Here is a 17,555-nt window from a genome sequence, read left to right as displayed (position 1 = left end):
GCCGAACGGTCAGGCACCTCCTGCAACCGATTGCCGATCATGAAGCGCTGTTCGGCGGAAATTCCCGGCCGGTCGTCCGCCCTTCACCTGACGGCCATCGACGTCCGTGAGGCTGCCGGGAGTCGACGAACCGGACTCCGGGGAGGAAAACCGTGGCTCTGTCCCGACGTACCATCCTGCTCAGCGGCGCGGCGCTCGGCGCCGCCGGCGCGGCAGCCGGCCTGCCGGTCGCGGCCGCCGCGTCGCCCGGCCCGCTGCGCCGCGACCCGTTCACGCTCGGCGTGGCCTCCGGCGACCCGGACCACGAGGGCTTCGTGCTCTGGACCCGGCTGGCGCCGGAGCCGCTGGCCGAGGACGGCCTGGGCGGCATGCCGTCGCGGGTCGTGCCGGTGTCCTGGGAGGTGGCCGTCGACGAGCGCTTCCGGCACGTGGTGCGCCGCGGCGTACGGCTGGCCCGGCCGGAGTCCGCGCACAGCGTGCACGTCGAACTGGACGGCCTGCTGCCCGGACGGGAGTACTTCTACCGGTTCCGGGCCGAGCGCTGGGCGTCCCCGGCCGGGCGCACCCGCACCGCCCCGGCGCCGTGGTCGATGCCCTCCGCGCTCGCCATGGGCTTCGCCTCCTGCTCGCAGTACGAGCACGGCTACTTCACCGCGTACCGGCGGCTGGCCGAGACCGAGCCGGAGCTGATCCTGCACCTCGGCGACTACCAGTACGAGTACGCCAAGGACACGTACAACGTCCCCGGCGGCAACCCGCGTGACCACGAGGGCCCGGAGACCCGGACGCTGGCGAACTACCGGCAGCGGCACGCCCAGTACAAGACCGACACCGACCTCCAGGCGGCGCACGCGGTCGCGCCCTGGGTGGTGGTCTTCGACGACCACGAGGTGGAGAACAACTGGGCCGACGAGGTGCCCGAGGCGCCCGACCCGGACTTCCCCGCCCGGCGGGCGGCGGCGTTCCAGGCGTACTACGAGAACATGCCGCTGCGCCGCACCTCGATCCCGCGCGGCATCGACATGCAGCTCTACCGGCGGGTGCGCTGGGGCCGGCTGGCCACCTTCCACATGCTCGACACCCGGCAGTACCGGGACGACCAGGCGTGCGGCGACGGCTACAAGAGCTGCGCGGAGGCGTCCGACCCGGCCCGCTCGATCACCGGCGCCGCGCAGGAGGCGTGGCTGCTGGACGGCTTCCGCCGTTCCGAGGCCCGCTGGGACCTGCTCGGCCAGCAGGTGTTCTTCGCCCAGCGGGACAACAACTCCGGTCCGCTGACGGTGACGAGCATGGACGCCTGGGACGGGTACGTCGCATCCCGGGACCGGATCACCCGGGGCTGGACGGCCGCCGGGGTGCGCAACCCGGTGGTGCTCACCGGCGACGTGCACGCGCACTGGGCCAGCGACCTGAAGCTGGACTACGCCGACCCGACCTCGCGCACCGTCGGCAGCGAGCTGGTCTGCTCGTCGATCACCTCGACCGGGGACGGCGCCGACTCGCCGACCGGGTCGCACCCGTGGCTGGCGTTCAACCCGCACCTGCGCTTCCAGAACAACCTTCGGGGGTACGTCCGCACCACGATCACCCCGACCGAGCTGACCGCCGACTTCGACGTGCTGCCGTACGTGAGCCGGCCGGACGCGCCCGCGTACACCCGGGCCACGTTCGTGATCGAGGACCGCGTACCCGGGCTGAACCTGACCCACGACCGGCCGCCGGCCGCGGCGCGCACCGCCGCCCCCGGCGTCGACCAGGGCCGGCAGACGGTGGAGGCGGAGACGGTCCGACCGTGACGGCGCGGCCGGGCCGGACGTCGCACGCCCGGTCCGGCCGGTCAGCCGGCCAGGAACGAGAAGCGCACCTGACGGTCGGGGTTGTCGCCGTTGGTGTCGACCAGGCAGATCGACTGCCAGGTGCCGAGCTGGAGCCGCCCGCCGAGCACCGGCAGCGTCGCGTACGGCGGCACGAACGCCGGCAGCACGTGGTCGCGGCCGTGCCCGGGTGAGCCGTGCCGGTGCCGCCACCTGTCGTCGGTGGGGAGCAGGTCGTCGAGCGCCCGCAGCAGGTCGTCGTCGGAGCCGGCACCGGTCTCGATGATCGCCAGCCCGGCGGTGGCGTGCGGGACGAAGACGTGCAGCAGGCCGTCGCCGGCCCCGGACACGAACCGCTCGGCCTCGCTCGTGATGTCCCGGACGGTCGGCCGGGAGCCGGTCCGGACGGTGATCACCTCACTGCGCATACGGCGCATTCTGCCGCAGTGCCCGGTTCACCGCCCCGCCCGCCGATAGCGCATCCGGTGATAGCGCAAAGTTACTGATGGGTACCTGTGTTCAGCGTCGCGTCTGGGGGTGGGAGAGGTGACGGCACACGCCACCAGGGGGCAGGATGGCGCTAGAGACCTATCCCACACGAAACCGAGGGAACGCCTGTGGCTACGGAACGCAAGCGCCCGGTGATCACCGCTGGTCTGCCGAGCCAGCTTCCGGACATCGACCCTGAAGAGACCAGCGAATGGGTCGAGTCACTCGACGGTGTCATCGACGAGCGCGGGACAAAGCGAGCCCGGTACGTCATGCTGCGCCTGCTGGAGCGGGCCCGCGAGCGGCAGGTCGGGGTGCCGTCACTGACCACCACCGACTACATCAACACGATCCCGCCGGAGCGCGAACCGTGGTTCCCGGGTGACGAGCACGTCGAGCGGCGGCTGCGGGCGTACATCAGGTGGAACGCCGCGATGCTGGTGCACCGGGCGCAGCGCCCGGAGATCGGCGTCGGTGGGCACATCTCCACGTTCGCCAGCTCGGCGTCCCTCTACGAGGTGGGCTTCAACCACTTCTTCCGGGGCAAGAACCACCCGGGCGGCGGCGACCAGATCTTCTACCAGGGTCACGCCTCCCCCGGCATGTACGCGCGGGCGTTCCTGGAGGGCCGGCTCAGCGAGAGCCAGCTCGACGGCTTCCGGCAGGAGCTGTCGCACCCCGGCGGCGGGCTCCCGTCGTACCCGCACCCGCGGCTGATGCCGGACTTCTGGGAGTTCCCCACCGTCTCCATGGGCCTCGGCCCGCTGAACGCGATCTACCAGGCGCGGTTCAACCGCTACCTGCACCACCGCGGCATCAAGGACACCTCCCAGCAGCACGTCTGGGCGTTCCTCGGCGACGGTGAGATGGACGAGGTCGAGTCGCTCGGCGCGATCGGCGTGGCCGCCCGCGAGGAGCTGGACAACCTCACCTTCGTGATCAACTGCAACCTCCAGCGCCTGGACGGACCGGTCCGCGGCAACGGCAAGGTCATGCAGGAGCTGGAGGCGTTCTTCCGGGGCGCCGGCTGGAACGTCATCAAGGTGGTCTGGGGCCGCGAGTGGGATCCGCTGCTCGCCGCGGACACCGACGGCGCGCTGGTCAACCTGATGAACACCACGCCCGACGGTGACTACCAGACCTACAAGGCGGAGTCCGGTTCGTACGTGCGGGAGCACTTCTTCGGCCGCGACCCGCGGACCCGCAAGATGGTCGAGCACCTGTCCGACGACGAGATCTGGAACCTCAAGCGGGGTGGCCACGACTACCGCAAGCTCTACGCGGCCTACAAGGCGGCGATGGAGCACACCGGCCAGCCGACGGTGATCCTCGCCAAGACGATCAAGGGCTGGACGCTCGGCTCGCACTTCGAGGGCCGCAACGCCACCCACCAGATGAAGAAGCTGACGCTGGAGGACCTGAAGCTCTTCCGCGACCGCCTCTACCTGGACATCCCGGACAAGCAGCTGGAGGAGAACCCGTACCTCCCGCCGTACTACACCCCGGGCGAGAAGTCCGACGAGATCGCGTACCTGAAGGACCGGCGTCAGCAGCTCGGCGGCTACCTGCCCACGCGCAGCACCGCGCGCAAGACGCTGGCCATCCCGGGCACCGAGCGGTTCTCCGACGTCAAGCGCGGGTCGGGCAAGCAGAAGGTCGCCACCACGATGGCGTTCGTCCGCCTGCTCAAGGACATCATGAAGGACAAGGAGTTCGGCAAGCGCTGGGTGCCGATCATCCCGGACGAGGCCCGTACCTTCGGTATGGACTCGCTGTTCCCGACCCAGAAGATCTACTCGCCGCACGGCCAGCGCTACACCTCGGTGGACCGGGAGCTGTTCCTGTCCTACAAGGAGTCGACCACCGGCCAGATCCTGCACGAGGGGATCAACGAGGCCGGTTCGGTGGCCTCGTTCACGGCCGCGGGCACGGCGTACGCCACCCACGGCGAGCCGATGATCCCGCTGTACATCTTCTACTCGATGTTCGGCTTCCAGCGCACGGGCGACGGGTTCTGGGCGGCGGCGGACCAGATGGCGCGGGGCTTCGTGCTCGGCGCGACAGCCGGCCGGACCACGCTCAACGGTGAGGGCCTCCAGCACGAGGACGGCCACTCGCTGCTGCTCGCCGCCACCAACCCGGCGGTGGTCTCCTACGACGCGGCGTTCGCCTTCGAGCTGGCGCACATCGTGGAGAACGGCCTGCACCGGATGTACGGCGAGGCGCCGGAGAACATCTTCTACTACCTCACCATCTACAACGAGCCGATCTTCCAGCCGGCCGAGCCGGAGGGCGTGGACGTCGAGGGCATCCTCAAGGGCATCCACCGCTACTCCCCCGCGCCGCAGGTCGGTGACGACGCGCCGAAGGCGAACATCCTCGCCTCCGGCACCGGCATGCAGTGGGCGCTCAAGGCCCAGCAGCTGCTCGCCGAGGACTGGGGCGTGTCCGCCGACGTGTGGTCGGTGACGTCCTGGACCGAGCTGCGCCGCGACGCGGTGGAGTGCGAGGAGCACAACCTGCTCAACCCGGGCGAGGAGCCGCGCGTGCCGTACATCGCGCGGAAGCTGGCCGACGCCGACGGGCCGAAGGTCGCTGTGAGCGACTGGATGCGCGCGGTGCCGGACCTGATCGCGCGCTGGGTACCCGGGGACTACACCTCGCTCGGCACCGACGGCTTCGGCATGTCGGACACCCGGCACGCGCTGCGCCGCCACTTCCACGTGGACGCCGAGTCGGTAGCGGTCGCCACGCTGCGCCAGCTCGCGCTGCGCGGCGTGGTGCCGGCGCACGTGCCGGCCGACGCGGCCCGCAAGTACGCGCTGGACGACGTCAACGCCGCCCCGGTCGGCGAGACCGGCGGCGACAGCTGAAAGGAAGGGCCCCTTCTTAACGCCTCCGGTAGAGGAGGGGCCCCTTCTTAACACCTCGGGCACAGACGACGACGGCCCGGCGTCCCTGGCGGGAACGCCGGGCCGTCACCATCGCGGGCGACGCCGGGACGGGCTCGGTCAGCCGACGGCGGCCAGGTCGGTCAGCCGGGCCAGCGAGTCCTCCAGGTCGGCGCCGACCCGGCGCAGGCCGAGCCGGAGCAGGGCCGCCTTGACGGGTCCGGCGGGCCACCGCACAACGATCAGGCGTACGACGGTGCCGCCACCCTCCTCGTCCGGGGTCAGCTGGACGTAGATCTCGGTGCGCGCCTCGGCCCGGGCGCCGGCGCCCTTCGCGCGTTCGCGCCAGCCGATCAGGGTCGGCTCCTGGAAGGCGATCACCTCGGCCTCGTGCGCGGCGCCGCGTCCGGCCTGGACCAGCTGCCGCCGCCCGAATCCCTCCCCGGACAGGACCTCGGCCGCGCGGACTCCCGCCAGCCAGGCCGGCAGCTGCTCGGCGCGCTGCACGACGTCCCAGACCACATCCACCGGCGCCGCCACGTGCGCGCTTCGTTCCACGAGGATCATGAGTATCTTTCCCCCACTTAAATCACATCCGCGATATTTGGCACTCTATGTGTAAATCGGACTTAAGCGGACGGGTTCGGAAAAGACACGCCGAACTCCCTTGCGCCACCCAGTCATCTCGGCCTATGGCGCGTCGGTCCGCAGAGCCCTAGAGTCGCGAGCACGCTTCACGTTCCTGGAGGGTGACTTGACGACCGCGCCGATGCCCGAGTTCCCCGCCGGCTTCCGCTGGGGGGTCTCCACCTCCGCGTACCAGATCGAGGGTGCGACCACAGTCGACGGGCGTGGTCCGTCCATCTGGGACACGTTCGCCCACTCCCCCGGCCGGATCGCCGACGGCAGCACCGGCGACCAGGCGTGCGACCACTACCACAGGTACGCCGAGGACACCGCGCTGCTGGCCGGGCTGGGGGTGTCCGCGTACCGGTTCTCGATCGCCTGGCCCCGGATCCAGCCGGCGGGCACCGGCCCGGCGAACGCCGCCGGGCTGGACTTCTACGACCGGCTGGTGGACGGACTGCTCGCCGCCGGTGTGGACCCGGTCGCCACGCTGTTCCACTGGGACCTGCCGCAGGCACTGGAGGACGCCGGCGGCTGGCTCAACCGGGACACCGCCGCCCGCTTCGCCGAGTACGCCGACCTGACCGCGGCCCGCCTCGGCGACCGGGTGAAGCTCTGGATCACGCTCAACGAGCCGTTCATCCACATGAGCCTCGGCCACGGCATGGGCGAGCACGCGCCGGGCCGCACGCTGCTGTTCGACGCGTTCCCGGTGGCCCACCACCAGCTCCTCGGGCACGGCCTCGCGGTCGCCGCGCTGCGCGCCCGCAGCACGTCCCCGGTGGCGATCGCCAACAACTACTCCCCGGTGCGCCTGGCCGGCGACACCGACGCGGACCGGGCCGCCGCCGCGGCGTACGACGCGCTGCACAACCGCCTGTTCACCGATCCGCTGCTCGGACGCGGCTACCCGGACGCGCTCGGCCCCGACCCCGCAGTGGTGCGCGACGGCGACCTGGACGTCATCGCCGCCCCGATCGACGTCCTCGGCGTCAACTACTACAACCCGACCGGCATCCGGGCGCCGGAGGCGGACTCGCCGCTGCCGTTCGAGATCGTGCCACTGGACGGCTACCCGCGTACCGCGTTCGACTGGCCGGTGGCCCCGGGCGGGCTGCGCGAGCTGCTGCTCCTCCTGCACGAGCGGTACGGCGACGCGCTGCCGCCGATCCAGGTCACCGAGAGCGGCTGCGCGTACGACGACGCGCCGGACGCCGACGGCCGGGTGCACGACCCGGAGCGGATCGCGTACCTGGACGGGCACATCCGCGCGGTGCGCGAGGCGATGGCCGGGGGCGTGCCGGTGACCGGGTACTTCGTCTGGTCGCTGCTGGACAACTGGGAGTGGGCCGAGGGCTTCACCAAGCGGTTCGGCCTGGTGCATGTCGACTTCGACACCCAGCGGCGGACGCCGAAGTCGTCGTACACCTGGTTCCGGGATCTGGTCCGGCGGTGACCACTGTGAACCCGACGCCGGCCTCGCTGCCGGCGGCGCTCGCCGAGCCGACCGTCCCGGTACGGCGGAGCTGGATGGCGCTGATCTTCGCGGCCAACCTGGGCGTCTGGATGGCGTTCTTCACCCCGATCCAGGTGCTGCTGCCGCAGCAGGTGGAACGGATCGCCCCGGCCGACAAGGAGGCCATGCTGGCGGTGGTCACCGGCATCGGCGCGCTCGCCGCGGTGCTGGCGAACCCGCTCGCCGGGGCGCTGTCCGACCGCACCTCGCTGCGGCTGGCCAACCGGCACTTCGGCCGCCGCCACGTCTGGACCGCGCTCGGCGCGGTCATCGGCGCGCTCGCCCTGGTGCTGCTGGCCCGGCAGAACACCATCGCCGGGGTGGCGATGGCCTGGGTCGCAGCGCAGGTCTGCTTCAACGCGATGCTGGCCAGCCTCACCGCCGCGATCCCGGACCGCGTGCCGGTGGCGCAGCGCGGCGGCGTGTCCGGCTGGGTGGGCATCCCGCAGGCGCTGGGTCTGGTGCTCGGCGCGGTGCTGGTCACCGCCGTGGTCACCGGAAACGCGGCCGGGTACGCGGCGATCGCGCTCGCCGTGCTGCTGCTGTCGCTGCCGTTCGCGCTGCTGACCCAGGACGACCACCTGCCCCGGGAGCACCGCTCACCGCTGCGGCTGCGCTCGCTGTTCGCCTCGATGTGGATCAGCCCGCGCCGCCACCCCGACTTCGCCTGGGCCTGGTTCACCCGGTTCCTGGTGCAGACCGGAAACGCGCTGGGCACGCTCTACCTGCTCTACTTCCTCACCGACGGGGTACGGGTGGCCGACCCCGAGGGCTCCCTGCTGGTGCTGATCCTGCTCTACACGCTGGGCATGATGCTCACCGCGGTGGTCGCCGGGCGCATGTCCGACCGCTCCGGCCGGCGCAAGGTCTTCGTGATCACCTCCGGGCTGATCATGGCGGTGGCGGCGGTGCTGCTGGCGGCGGCGCCCACCTGGCCGATGGCGATCGTCGCGGCGCTGCTGCTCGGCGCGGGCTACGGCGTCTACCTGTCGGTGGACGCGGCCCTGATCACCCAGGTGCTGCCCGCCGCGACCGACCGGGCCAAGGACCTCGGCGTGATCAACATCGCCAACTCGGCGCCGCAGGTGCTCGGTCCGGCGCTGTCCGCGCCGATCGTCGTGCACCTCGGCGGCTACCCGACGCTGTACGCGGTCACCGCGGCAGTCACCCTGCTCGGCAGCGCCCTGGTCGTGAAGATCAAGTCGGTGCCCTGACCCGGCCCCCTGCCGGAAACCCCTCGCGGTCCGCCGTAGGCTGGGGGGCGTGACGGTACGTGTACGCTTCGCCCCTTCCCCGACCGGTATGTTCCACGTCGGCGGCGCCCGTTCGGCGCTGCAGAACTGGATCTTCGCCAAGCAGCAGGGCGGGGTGTTCGTGCTGCGCATCGAGGACACCGACGCGGCACGCAATCGGCCCGAGTGGACCGAGGGCATCCTGTCCGCGCTCGACTGGATCGGCATCGCCCGGGGCAGCTACGAGGGCCCGTACTTCCAGTCCTCGTACGCGGGCGAGCACCGGGCCGCCGCGCAGCGGCTGTACGAGGGCGGCCGGGCCTACTACTGCGACTGCACCCGCGAGGACGTGCAGGCGCGTACCGGCCCGCAGCAGCGCGGCTACGACGGCTTCTGCCGGGACCGCGGCCTGGAGCCGGGCGAGGGACGGGCACTGCGTTTCCGGACGCCGGACGAGGGCGAGACAGTGGTGGTCGACCTGGTCCGCGGCGAGCCGACGTTCGAGAACAAGCTGATCGAGGACTTCGTCATCGCCCGTGGCGACGGCTCCCCGGTGTTCCTGCTGGCGAACGTGGTCGACGACATGAGCATGGGCATCACCCACGTGATCCGGGCCGAGGAGCACCTGCCGAACACCCCGAAGCAGCAGCTGCTGTGGGACGCGCTCGGCGTCAAGCCGCCGATCTGGGCGCACGTGCCGGTGGTGGTGAACGAGAAGCGGCAGAAGCTGTCCAAGCGGCGGGACAAGGTCGCGCTGGAGGCGTACCGGGACGAGGGCTACCTCGCCGACGCGATGCGCAACTACCTGATGCTGCTGGGCTGGGCGCCGTCGGGCGACCGGGAGATCGTGCCCTGGTCGGTGATCGAGGAGGAGTTCCGGCTGGACGAGGTGAACCCGTCCCCGGCGTTCTTCGACGAGAAGAAGCTGCGCGCGTTCAACGGCGACTACATCCGGGCGCTGCCGGTGGAGGACTTCGTCGAGGCGTGCCGGCCGTGGCTCACCGGCACCGAGACCATCGCCCCGCCGCCGTGGCAGCCCGACGAGTTCGACCCGGCCGCGTTCGCGGCGGTGGCCCCGCTGGCGCAGACCCGGATCGCGGTGCTCAGCGAGATCGTGCCGAACGTCGACTTCCTGTTCCTGGCCGACCCGCTGATCGACGAGGCGGCATGGGCCAAGGCCATGAAGGAGGGCGCCGCCGACCTGCTGGACGCGGCGATCGTGGCGTTCGAGGCGCTGGAGTCCTGGGACGCCGAGTCGCTGAAGGCCACGCTGGAGGCGGTCGGCGCGGAGCGCGGGCTGAAGCTCGGCAAGGCGCAGGCGCCGGTACGCGTCGCGGTCACCGGACGCACCGTGGGCCTGCCGCTGTTCGAGTCGCTGGAGGTGCTCGGCCGCGACCGTACGCTGACCCGGCTGCGCGCCGCACGCGTACGCCTGGTCTGAGCCGCGGCACGGCGCCCGTTCCCGACGCTCGGGCGTGTCGTGGCCAGAAAGCGGTTCCTCTATTGGCCGGTATGCCTCTGAGTCATAATTATGACTCAGAGGCATACATGTTTTCGGCGATCATTGCGCCGGCAGTGTCACGCAGAGTGGTCCCGCGCACTGGCCACGATCACCGGCGGGTGGCCCGGCGGCGCAGCAGCAGCCCGCCGCCCAGCGCCGCGAGCACCACCACCGTGCCGGCCGCCCACAGCCAGCCCGTACCCCCGTCATCGTCCGCCCCGGCGGCGGCCGGGGTGGGGCTCGGCACCGCGCTGGTGGGCAGAGCGGCGGAAGTGGCGGGGGCGGCGCTGGCGGGCGGCACCGTCGCCGACGGCGACTCGGCCGGGGTGCCGGTGGTCAGGGTGAACCGGACCTCCCCCTTGATCGGGTGGCCGTCGTCGGAGGCCAGCCGGTAGGTCACGATGTAGAGGCCGGCCGCGCCCGGCCGGAACGGCACGATCACGCGCTTGCCGGAGAACGTCGGCGCGCCGCCGGTAGCGGCCACGTTGTCCGGGCCGGTGACTGTGACCTCGGTCGTCGCCTCCTTCGGCGTGGCGAGGAACCGCAGCTCGATCCGCTCCGGCGCGGCGGCCAGCCGGGCCCCGTCGCGCGGATCACTGCCGGTCAGCGAGTTGTGCGCGGCGGCGGGCGCGGCCGACAGCAGCGCGAACGCCGCGACCACCCCGAGCACCACCGCCCAGGTACGCGCCACACGGGCGACCCTGCCCCCCATGGTTCCCTCCGTCCGGGTAGGATCCGGCCGATGATCATCGACCGCTCATTGGTCGGTCTCAGCTCGCAGATAGTTCCAAATACTCTTCCACCAGCTGCAACCGAGCGCCGTTCTGCGGAGTCTTTGTGGTGGACACCGGTCCAGTGTGACCTGCAGCGGAAGCCAGCCATCGAACGGGGCGAGGAGGCGGCGATGATCCGAAGGGTGAAACGGCTGCTGGTCGCCGTGACCGGGAGCGTGGCGGCCCTGGCGTGCGCGCTGGCCCTGACCGGCACCGCGGCGGCGCAGGCGGCGCCCAAGCCGAAGCCGGCCCCGACCGGTGTCGACATCAGCGGCGAGCGGCTCGACGCGCCGCTGAAACTGCGCGCCGACACCAGCCCGAACGAGGTCAACCTGGTGATCGACCAGGTCAAGTGGCTGGGCACGACCGGCCAGCTGCGCGGCCCGGCCGCGAAGGATCTCGGTCCGAAGTACACGGTGGTGGTGCTCGCCGCCGCCGGCCCGCAGCGCACCTACGACCTGTTCCCGCTGGCCAAGGGCGGTCCCCGGATCTACCGGCCGGGCAAGCAGCCGGACCTGAGCAGCACCCGGGCCGGCTGGTTCTTCGGGCGGCTCAACATGCCCGAGACGCTGCGCTCGGTCGGCGTGCCGATGCCGGCGCAGTTCGACACGCTCGCTGGAGGCGTCGGCGGCGGCGAGCGGGTGCTTCCGGAGGAGGCGCTCGACCCGGTGCAGAACATCGACACCGCGCTCGGCGAGCTCCAGCGGCTGCTGCTGCTCAACGTGGGCATCGTGCTCGTCATCACCGCCGGGCTGGCCGGCATCGCGCTGCTGGTCCGCCGCCGCACCCGCTGAGCCCGGCCGCACCCGCTGAGCCCGGCCGCACCCGGTCAGCCCGGCAGGCGGCGCGTCAGCACCAGCGGCGCGGCGGGCGCTCCCGGCGTGTGGTGCGGTTGCGCGGGCGTACCGCGCCGTGACGGTGGGCTCCCGCCCAGCCCGACAGGTCGCTGCGGCAGCTCCGGTCGGCCGGCTCGTCGTCGGCCAGGTGCGCCGGCTCCGCCGCCCGCTGCCGGGGCACGCCCGGCTCGTCCTCGGCACGCTCCGGCACCCGGCCGGCCGGCTGCTCCCCCTGGTGGTTCAGGCACGGCCGGCGCGGATGCGTGGCAGTCGCCGGCTGGTCGTGACCCCGCCGGCAGGCCTCACCCTGGGCGCAACCGTGCTCGGCCTCCCCCTGCGCCATCCCCGGCCCCCCTCACGCGTCGCCCTCGCCCGCCCGGCCGGAGTCTGGCCCGGCGTGCCCTGACACCGTACTGGCCCGGCCGGACGAGATCGTCAGCGCGTACCGGTGGAGATCGTCACGCCGCGGCGAGGGCGTCACCTCGAAGTGGATCCGCTGGTCACGCCGTGTCAGGCTGGTGCGGTGAGCGAACCGGGCGGAACGGAGACGTCGGCGACGCTGCGTCGCATCGAGCGGGCGGCGGGCGGCCTGGCCACCGCCAGCGTGGCGCGGATGGACGAGACGCTGCCGTGGTTCCGTGAGCTGCCCGCCGACCAGCGCTCCTGGGTCATGCTCGTCGCCCAGGCCGGCGTGCGCTCGCTGGTGCTGTGGCTGCGGCAGGGCGGCGGCGCGACCGACCGCACCCAGGAGGTGTCGGACGAGGTCTTCGCCGCCGCACCGCAGGCGCTGGCCCGCTCGATCAGCCTCCAGCAGACCGTGGCGCTGATCAAGGTGACCATCGACGTGGTCGAGGAGCAGGTGTCGGAGCTGGCCGTACCGGGCGAGGAGCAGTCGCTGCGGGAGGCGGTGCTGCGCTTCTCCCGGGAGATCGCGTTCGCCGCCGCGCGGGTCTACGCCCGGGCCGCCGAGAGCCGCGGCTCCTGGGACGCCCGGTTGCAGGCGCTGCTGGTCGACGCGCTGCTGCGGGGCGACTCCCCGGACGTGCTGGCCAGCCGCGCCGCCGCGCTGGGCTGGACGGACGCGCCGCCGGTGGCGGTGGCGGTGGGCCGCTCCCCCGGCGGTGAGGTGGCAGCCGTGCTGCACACCGTCTACCGGCAGGCCCGGCGGATCGGCGTCGAGGTGATCGGCGGCGTGCACGGCGACCGCCTGGTCATCGTGCTGGGCGGGGCTGCCGATCCGGTGGCGGCCACGGAGAAGCTGCGTACCGCCTTCGGTGAGGGGCCGGTGGTGGTCGGGCCGGCGGTGCCCAGCCTGGACGAGGCCACCGAGTCGGCGCGGGCCGCGCTGGCCGGGTTCCGGGCCGCGCCGGCCTGGCCGACCGCGCCGTGCCCGGTCGCCGCCGACGAGCTGCTTCCGGAACGCGCGCTGGCCGGTGACACCGAGGCCCGCCGCCGGTTGCGCCACGACGTGTACGCGGCACTGGCCCGCTCCGGCGGCGAGCTGCTGGAGACGCTCGACGCGTTCTTCGCCGCCGGCGGCACGCTGGAGAGCGCGGCCCGGGCGCTGTTCGTGCACCCGAACACCGTGCGCTACCGGCTGAAGCGGATCGCCGAGGTGACCGGATTCTCGCCGCTGGCCCCGCGCGACGCGTTCGCGTTGCAGGTCGCGCTGACAGTGGGACGCCTCGACCCGGTGGTGCCGACGGTCTCCGACCGGCGATGATCGCCGACAATCTTTGTAGGATTCCTCTAAAGGTTCTAGTGCGGTTTGGTGCCGTACGTTACAGCGCGGCACGCCGGTATCCGTCAGAGTCGTACACGTGCTCGCCGTACTCTCTCCCGGACAGGGTTCGCAGAAGCCCGGCTTCCTCGCGCCGTGGCTCGACCTCCCCGGCGCCGAGGCGCGTCTGCGCTGGTGGTCGGCGCTGGCCGGGGTGGACCTGATCCACCTGGGCACCCGGGCGGACGCGGACGAGATCAAGGACACCGCCCGTACCCAGCCGCTGCTGGTCGCCGCCGCGCTGCTCGCCGCCGAGCACCTGCCGATGCACGACGTCGGGCTGGTCGCCGGGCACAGCGTCGGCGAGCTGGGTGCCGCCGCGCTGGCCGGGGTGCTGCCGGCCGAGGCCGCCGTGACGCTCGCCGGCGTACGCGGGCGGGAGATGGCCGCCGCCTGCGCGCTGGAGCCGACCGGGATGGCCGCCGTGCTCGGCGGCGACCCGGACGAGGTGCTCGCCGCGCTGACGGCGCACGGGCTGCACCCGGCCAACCGCAACGGCGCCGGTCAGATCGTGGCCGCCGGCGCTGTCGACGCGCTGGACAGGCTCGCCGCCGAGCCGCCGACCCGCACCCGGGTCATCCGGCTCCAGGTGGCGGGCGCGTTCCACACGCCGTACATGGCGCCGGCCGAGACCGCGCTCGCCGCGGTCGCCGCCGGTGTCCCGGCCTCCGCCCCGGCCCGGATCCTGCTGTCCAACCTCGACGGCGCACCGGTCGGGCACGGCCCCGAGACGGTACGCCGGCTGGTCCGGCAGGTGACCGCTCCGGTCCGCTGGGACCTGTGCATGCGTACGCTGGCCGACCTCGGCGTCACCGGCGTGATCGAGCTGCCGCCGGCCGGCACCCTGGCCGGGCTGGTCAAGCGGGAGCTCAAGGGCGAGGGCGCGCCCGAGATCGTCACCCTGAACACGCCGGCCGACCTGCCCGCCGCGCGCCGCCTGATCGCCCGGCACGCCGGTCCCGCCGCCCGGCCGACCGCGCCGTCGTTCCGGGTGGTCGTCTCCCCCGCCGCCGGCCGCCTCGACCGGTCGGCCGGACCGGCCGAGGGCGCCGGGGTACGCGCCGGACAGGTCCTCGGCCACGTCACCACGGGCCGGGGGCCGGTCGAGGTGACCGCGCACGACAACGGGCCGCTCGTCGAGTGGCTCGCACACCACGACGACCCGGTCGCACCGGGCCAGCCCCTCGTCCGTATCGGAGGAACGCACTAAATGGCCGGCAGCCGGATCGTCGCGATGGGGCACTACCAGCCCTCCCGCGTCGTCACGAACGACGAGATCGCCCAGATGGTCGACACCAACGACGAGTGGATCCGGGACCGGGTCGGCATCGTCACCCGGCGGATCGCGGGCGACGAGACGGTGGCCGACATGGCCACCGCCGCCGCCGGCAAGGCGCTCGCCAACGCCGGGCTGACCGCCGCCGACATCGACCTGGTCGTGGTGGCGACCTGCACGTCCGTGGACCGCAGCCCCAACGTGGCCTGCCGGGTCGCGGCCAAGCTGGGCATCAACGCGCCCGGGGCGTACGACCTCAACACCGCCTGCTCCGGTTTCGCGTACGCGCTGGGCACCGTGGACCACGCGATCCGGGCCGGCGCGGCGCGCAACGCGATCGTCATCGGCGCGGAGAAGCTCTCCGACTTCACCGACTGGACCGACCGCTCGACCTGCATCATCTTCGCCGACGGCGCCGGGGCGGCGGTGGTCAGCGCGACCGCCGACGACGAGCCGGCCGGGATCGGGCCGGTGGTCTGGGGCTCCGCGCCGGAGAAGAGCGACGCGGTCCGGATCGAGGGCTGGCAGCCGTACATCACCCAGGAGGGGCAGTCGGTGTTCCGGTGGGCCACCACCGCGCTGGCCCCGCTCGCGCTCCAGGCGTGCGAGCGCGCCGGGGTGGACCCGTCGGAGCTGGCCGCGTTCGTGCCGCACCAGGCCAACGCCCGGATCATCGACGGCATCGCCAAGCGGCTGAACATCCCGGACGCGATCATCGCCAAGGACATCGTCGAGTCCGGCAACACGTCGGCGGCGAGCATCCCGCTGGCCCTGTCGAAGCTGGTCGAGCGGCGGGAGGTGCCCTCGGGCGCCCCGGTGCTGCTGTTCGGTTTCGGCGGCGGCCTGACCTACGCCGGTCAGGTCGTGCGCTGCCCCTGAGACCCCCTCGGGCGCGAACGCGCCGAGGTGTGTGACCGGCGACGCCGGTCACCGGTAACCCCCGATGAGAGGAACCAACCGCAATGACCCGTGACGAGATCACCGCCGGCCTCGCCGAGATCCTCGAAGAGGTTGCCGGGGTGAACCCGGACGACGTGGCCGAGGGGAAGTCCTTCACCGACGACCTCGACGTCGACTCGCTCTCCATGGTCGAGGTCGTGGTGGCGGCCGAGGAGAAGTTCGGCGTCAAGATCCCGGACAACGAGGTGCAGAACCTCAAGACCGTCGGGGACGCGGTCAGCTACATCGAGGCGCAGTCCTGATCATGAGTCGTCCCGACGTCGTCGTCACCGGGCTCGGCGCGACGACCCCGCTCGGCGGGGACGTCGCGTCGACCTGGGACGCCATGCTCGCCGGCCGCTCCGGGGTGGGTGCGCTCACCCAGGAGTGGGCCGCGCAACTGCCCGTCCGGATCGCCGCCGAACTGGCGGTCGACCCGTCCGAGGTGCTGGACCGGGTGAAGCTGCGCCGGCTGGACCGCTCGGAGGCGATCGCCATCATCGCCGCCAAGCAGGCGTGGGCAGACGCCGGTCTGGACGAGGCCGGGCCGGACCCGGAGCGCCTGGCGGTGAGCGTCGGCTCGGGCATCGGCGGCGCCACCACCCTGCTCGCCCAGGACGACATCCTGGAGGCGTCCGGACCGCGGCGGGTCTCCCCGCACACCATCCCGATGCTGATGCCGAACGGCCCGGCCGCCTGGGTCGGTCTGGAGCTGGGCGCCAAGGCCGGGGTGCACACCGTGGCCAGCGCCTGCGCGACCGGCGCGGAGGCGATCGCGCTGGGGCTGGACATCATCCGCGCCGGCCGGGCCGACGTGGTGGTGGCCGGCGGCACCGAGGCGGTCATCCACCCGCTGCCGATCGCCGGCTTCAGCTCGATGCGGGCCATGTCGACCCGCAACGACGAGCCGGAGCGGGCCTCCCGGCCGTGGGACTCGGGTCGCGACGGCTTTGTGCTCGGTGAGGGCGCGGGCGTGGTGATCCTGGAGCGCGCCGACCACGCCGCCGCCCGGGGCGCCCGGGTGTACGCGCGCCTGGCCGGCGCGGGGATCACCTCGGACGCGTACGACATCGTGCAGCCGCACGCCGAGGGTGAGGGCGCCATCCGGGCCATCGCCCGGGCGGTCGCCGACGCGGACGTGGCCCGTACCGACATCGTGCACGTCAACGCGCACGCCACCTCCACCCCGGTCGGGGACATGCTGGAGATCGGCGCGCTGCGTCAGGCGGTCGGCGACCACCCGGTGCTCACCGCCACGAAGTCGATGACCGGGCACCTGCTCGGTGCGGCCGGCGCGCTGGAGTCGATCGCCACCATCCTGGCCATCCGGGACGGCGTGATCCCGCCGACGATCAACCTGGACGACCCGGACGAGGGCCTGACCCTGGACGTCGCGGCGCACAAGGCACGTCACATGGAGATCCCGGCGGCGCTGAACAACGCGTTCGGCTTCGGCGGGCACAACGTGGCGCTGGTCTTCACCCGCCCCTGAGGTTCCGCCCTGAGGTAAGGAAGGGCCCCTTCTTAACAGTCACTGTTAAGAAGGGGCCCTTCCTCTACCGCAGGCGTTAAGAGGGGGCCCTTCCTTACACCTCAGCCGCGGTTGCGGGGGTGCTGCCGGGCGGTCCGCTCGTTGCCGCGCCGGTAGTTGCCGGTCCACCGGGCCATGGCCAGCTGCGGGTCGTCGCCGACCTCGGCCAGGAACTGCGCGGCCCGGCCGCCGCGCAGCGTGCCGGCGACCCGGCCGTGATGCGTGATGACCACCGTGCCGTCGGCGCGCTCGACGTAGCGGAAACCCTGTGCTGCCTCTCCCATGGGCGCCACCCTGCCAGCCGGGGCCGCCCGGACGCATCCGGGTTTCGGCGCGATCCGGGCGGGCGG

16 protein-coding genes are annotated in these 17,555 nt (G+C 72.7%); 11 read left to right on the top strand and 5 right to left on the bottom strand.

What is annotated here, in order from left to right:
- Positions 1-152 precede the first annotated feature (152 nt).
- On the top strand, positions 153-1,796 hold the full coding sequence (locus tag FHX31_RS05415; RefSeq protein ID WP_013475627.1) for an alkaline phosphatase D family protein: 1,644 nt from the start codon (positions 153-155) through the stop codon (positions 1,794-1,796).
- A gap of 41 nt (positions 1,797-1,837) precedes the next feature.
- Here the strand turns inward: FHX31_RS05415 and FHX31_RS05410 are convergent, their stop codons facing one another.
- A complete protein-coding gene (locus FHX31_RS05410) occupies positions 1,838-2,242 on the bottom strand; it encodes a secondary thiamine-phosphate synthase enzyme YjbQ (protein WP_030271630.1) in 405 nt (134 codons plus the stop codon).
- A 189-nt stretch (positions 2,243-2,431) separates the two neighbouring features.
- Here FHX31_RS05410 and aceE point away from each other — a divergent pair, with 189 nt between their 5' ends.
- Positions 2,432-5,176, top strand: coding sequence for a pyruvate dehydrogenase (acetyl-transferring), homodimeric type (gene aceE, locus FHX31_RS05405; protein WP_030271632.1), 2,745 nt, complete (start codon positions 2,432-2,434; stop codon positions 5,174-5,176).
- A gap of 138 nt (positions 5,177-5,314) precedes the next feature.
- On the opposite strand, the gene FHX31_RS05400 is transcribed toward aceE, so the two are convergent.
- Positions 5,315-5,761 (bottom strand): SRPBCC family protein, encoded by a 447-nt coding sequence (locus FHX31_RS05400; protein WP_013287829.1) that lies wholly within the window; start codon positions 5,759-5,761, stop codon positions 5,315-5,317.
- 202 nt (positions 5,762-5,963) lie between these two features.
- Here FHX31_RS05400 and FHX31_RS05395 point away from each other — a divergent pair, with 202 nt between their 5' ends.
- The 3 genes from FHX31_RS05395 to gltX are packed head-to-tail and all read left to right on the top strand — an operon-like array spanning position 5,964 to position 10,010.
- Positions 5,964-7,277: a GH1 family beta-glucosidase gene (locus tag FHX31_RS05395; RefSeq protein WP_184977749.1), complete on the top strand. Its 1,314-nt coding sequence runs from the start codon at positions 5,964-5,966 to the stop codon at positions 7,275-7,277.
- Positions 7,274-8,551 (top strand): MFS transporter, encoded by a 1,278-nt coding sequence (locus FHX31_RS05390; RefSeq protein WP_184975318.1) that lies wholly within the window; start codon positions 7,274-7,276, stop codon positions 8,549-8,551. The genes FHX31_RS05395 and FHX31_RS05390 overlap by 4 nt, the downstream gene beginning before the upstream one ends.
- A 49-nt stretch (positions 8,552-8,600) precedes the next feature.
- Positions 8,601-10,010, top strand: coding sequence for a glutamate--tRNA ligase (gene gltX, locus FHX31_RS05385; protein WP_030271635.1), 1,410 nt, complete (start codon positions 8,601-8,603; stop codon positions 10,008-10,010).
- Positions 10,011-10,179: 169 nt separating this feature from the next.
- On the opposite strand, the gene FHX31_RS05380 is transcribed toward gltX, so the two are convergent.
- Complete coding sequence (locus FHX31_RS05380; RefSeq protein ID WP_013475624.1) at positions 10,180-10,782, bottom strand: copper resistance CopC family protein; 603 nt, start codon at positions 10,780-10,782, stop codon at positions 10,180-10,182.
- A 192-nt stretch (positions 10,783-10,974) separates the two neighbouring features.
- On the opposite strand from FHX31_RS05380, the gene FHX31_RS05375 reads away from it, so the two are divergent.
- A complete protein-coding gene (locus FHX31_RS05375) occupies positions 10,975-11,637 on the top strand; it encodes a hypothetical protein (protein WP_013475623.1) in 663 nt (220 codons plus the stop codon).
- Positions 11,638-11,692: 55 nt separating this feature from the next.
- On the opposite strand, the gene FHX31_RS05370 is transcribed toward FHX31_RS05375, so the two are convergent.
- Entirely contained in the window at positions 11,693-12,022 is a 330-nt protein-coding gene (locus FHX31_RS05370) for a hypothetical protein (RefSeq protein WP_013475622.1), read from the bottom strand.
- A gap of 105 nt (positions 12,023-12,127) precedes the next feature.
- Here FHX31_RS05370 and FHX31_RS05365 point away from each other — a divergent pair, with 105 nt between their 5' ends.
- From FHX31_RS05365 to fabF, 5 genes are all read left to right on the top strand, one after another.
- Entirely contained in the window at positions 12,128-13,402 is a 1,275-nt protein-coding gene (locus FHX31_RS05365; protein ID WP_269635915.1) for a PucR family transcriptional regulator, read from the top strand.
- A gap of 97 nt (positions 13,403-13,499) precedes the next feature.
- Positions 13,500-14,669 (top strand): acyltransferase domain-containing protein, encoded by a 1,170-nt coding sequence (locus FHX31_RS05360; RefSeq protein WP_184975315.1) that lies wholly within the window; start codon positions 13,500-13,502, stop codon positions 14,667-14,669.
- Positions 14,670-15,614 (top strand): beta-ketoacyl-ACP synthase III, encoded by a 945-nt coding sequence (locus tag FHX31_RS05355; protein ID WP_013287838.1) that lies wholly within the window; start codon positions 14,670-14,672, stop codon positions 15,612-15,614.
- Between the two features lie 83 nt (positions 15,615-15,697).
- Positions 15,698-15,937 carry an acyl carrier protein gene (locus tag FHX31_RS05350; RefSeq protein ID WP_007072348.1) on the top strand — a complete coding sequence of 80 codons (240 nt, stop codon included), beginning with the start codon at positions 15,698-15,700 and terminating at the stop codon, positions 15,935-15,937.
- Between the two features lie 2 nt (positions 15,938-15,939).
- Positions 15,940-17,166, top strand: a complete 1,227-nt coding sequence (gene fabF, locus FHX31_RS05345; RefSeq protein ID WP_013475619.1) for a beta-ketoacyl-ACP synthase II — start codon at positions 15,940-15,942, stop codon at positions 17,164-17,166.
- Positions 17,167-17,267: 101 nt separating this feature from the next.
- Here the strand turns inward: fabF and FHX31_RS05340 are convergent, their stop codons facing one another.
- Entirely contained in the window at positions 17,268-17,489 is a 222-nt protein-coding gene (locus tag FHX31_RS05340; RefSeq protein WP_013287840.1) for a hypothetical protein, read from the bottom strand.
- Positions 17,490-17,555: the final 66 nt, after the last annotated feature.

It is taken from the genome of Micromonospora sp. CNZ286 (assembly GCF_014207755.1).
Note: the sequence above shows the minus strand (reverse complement) of the source record. Positions and strands in the feature narration are given on the sequence as shown.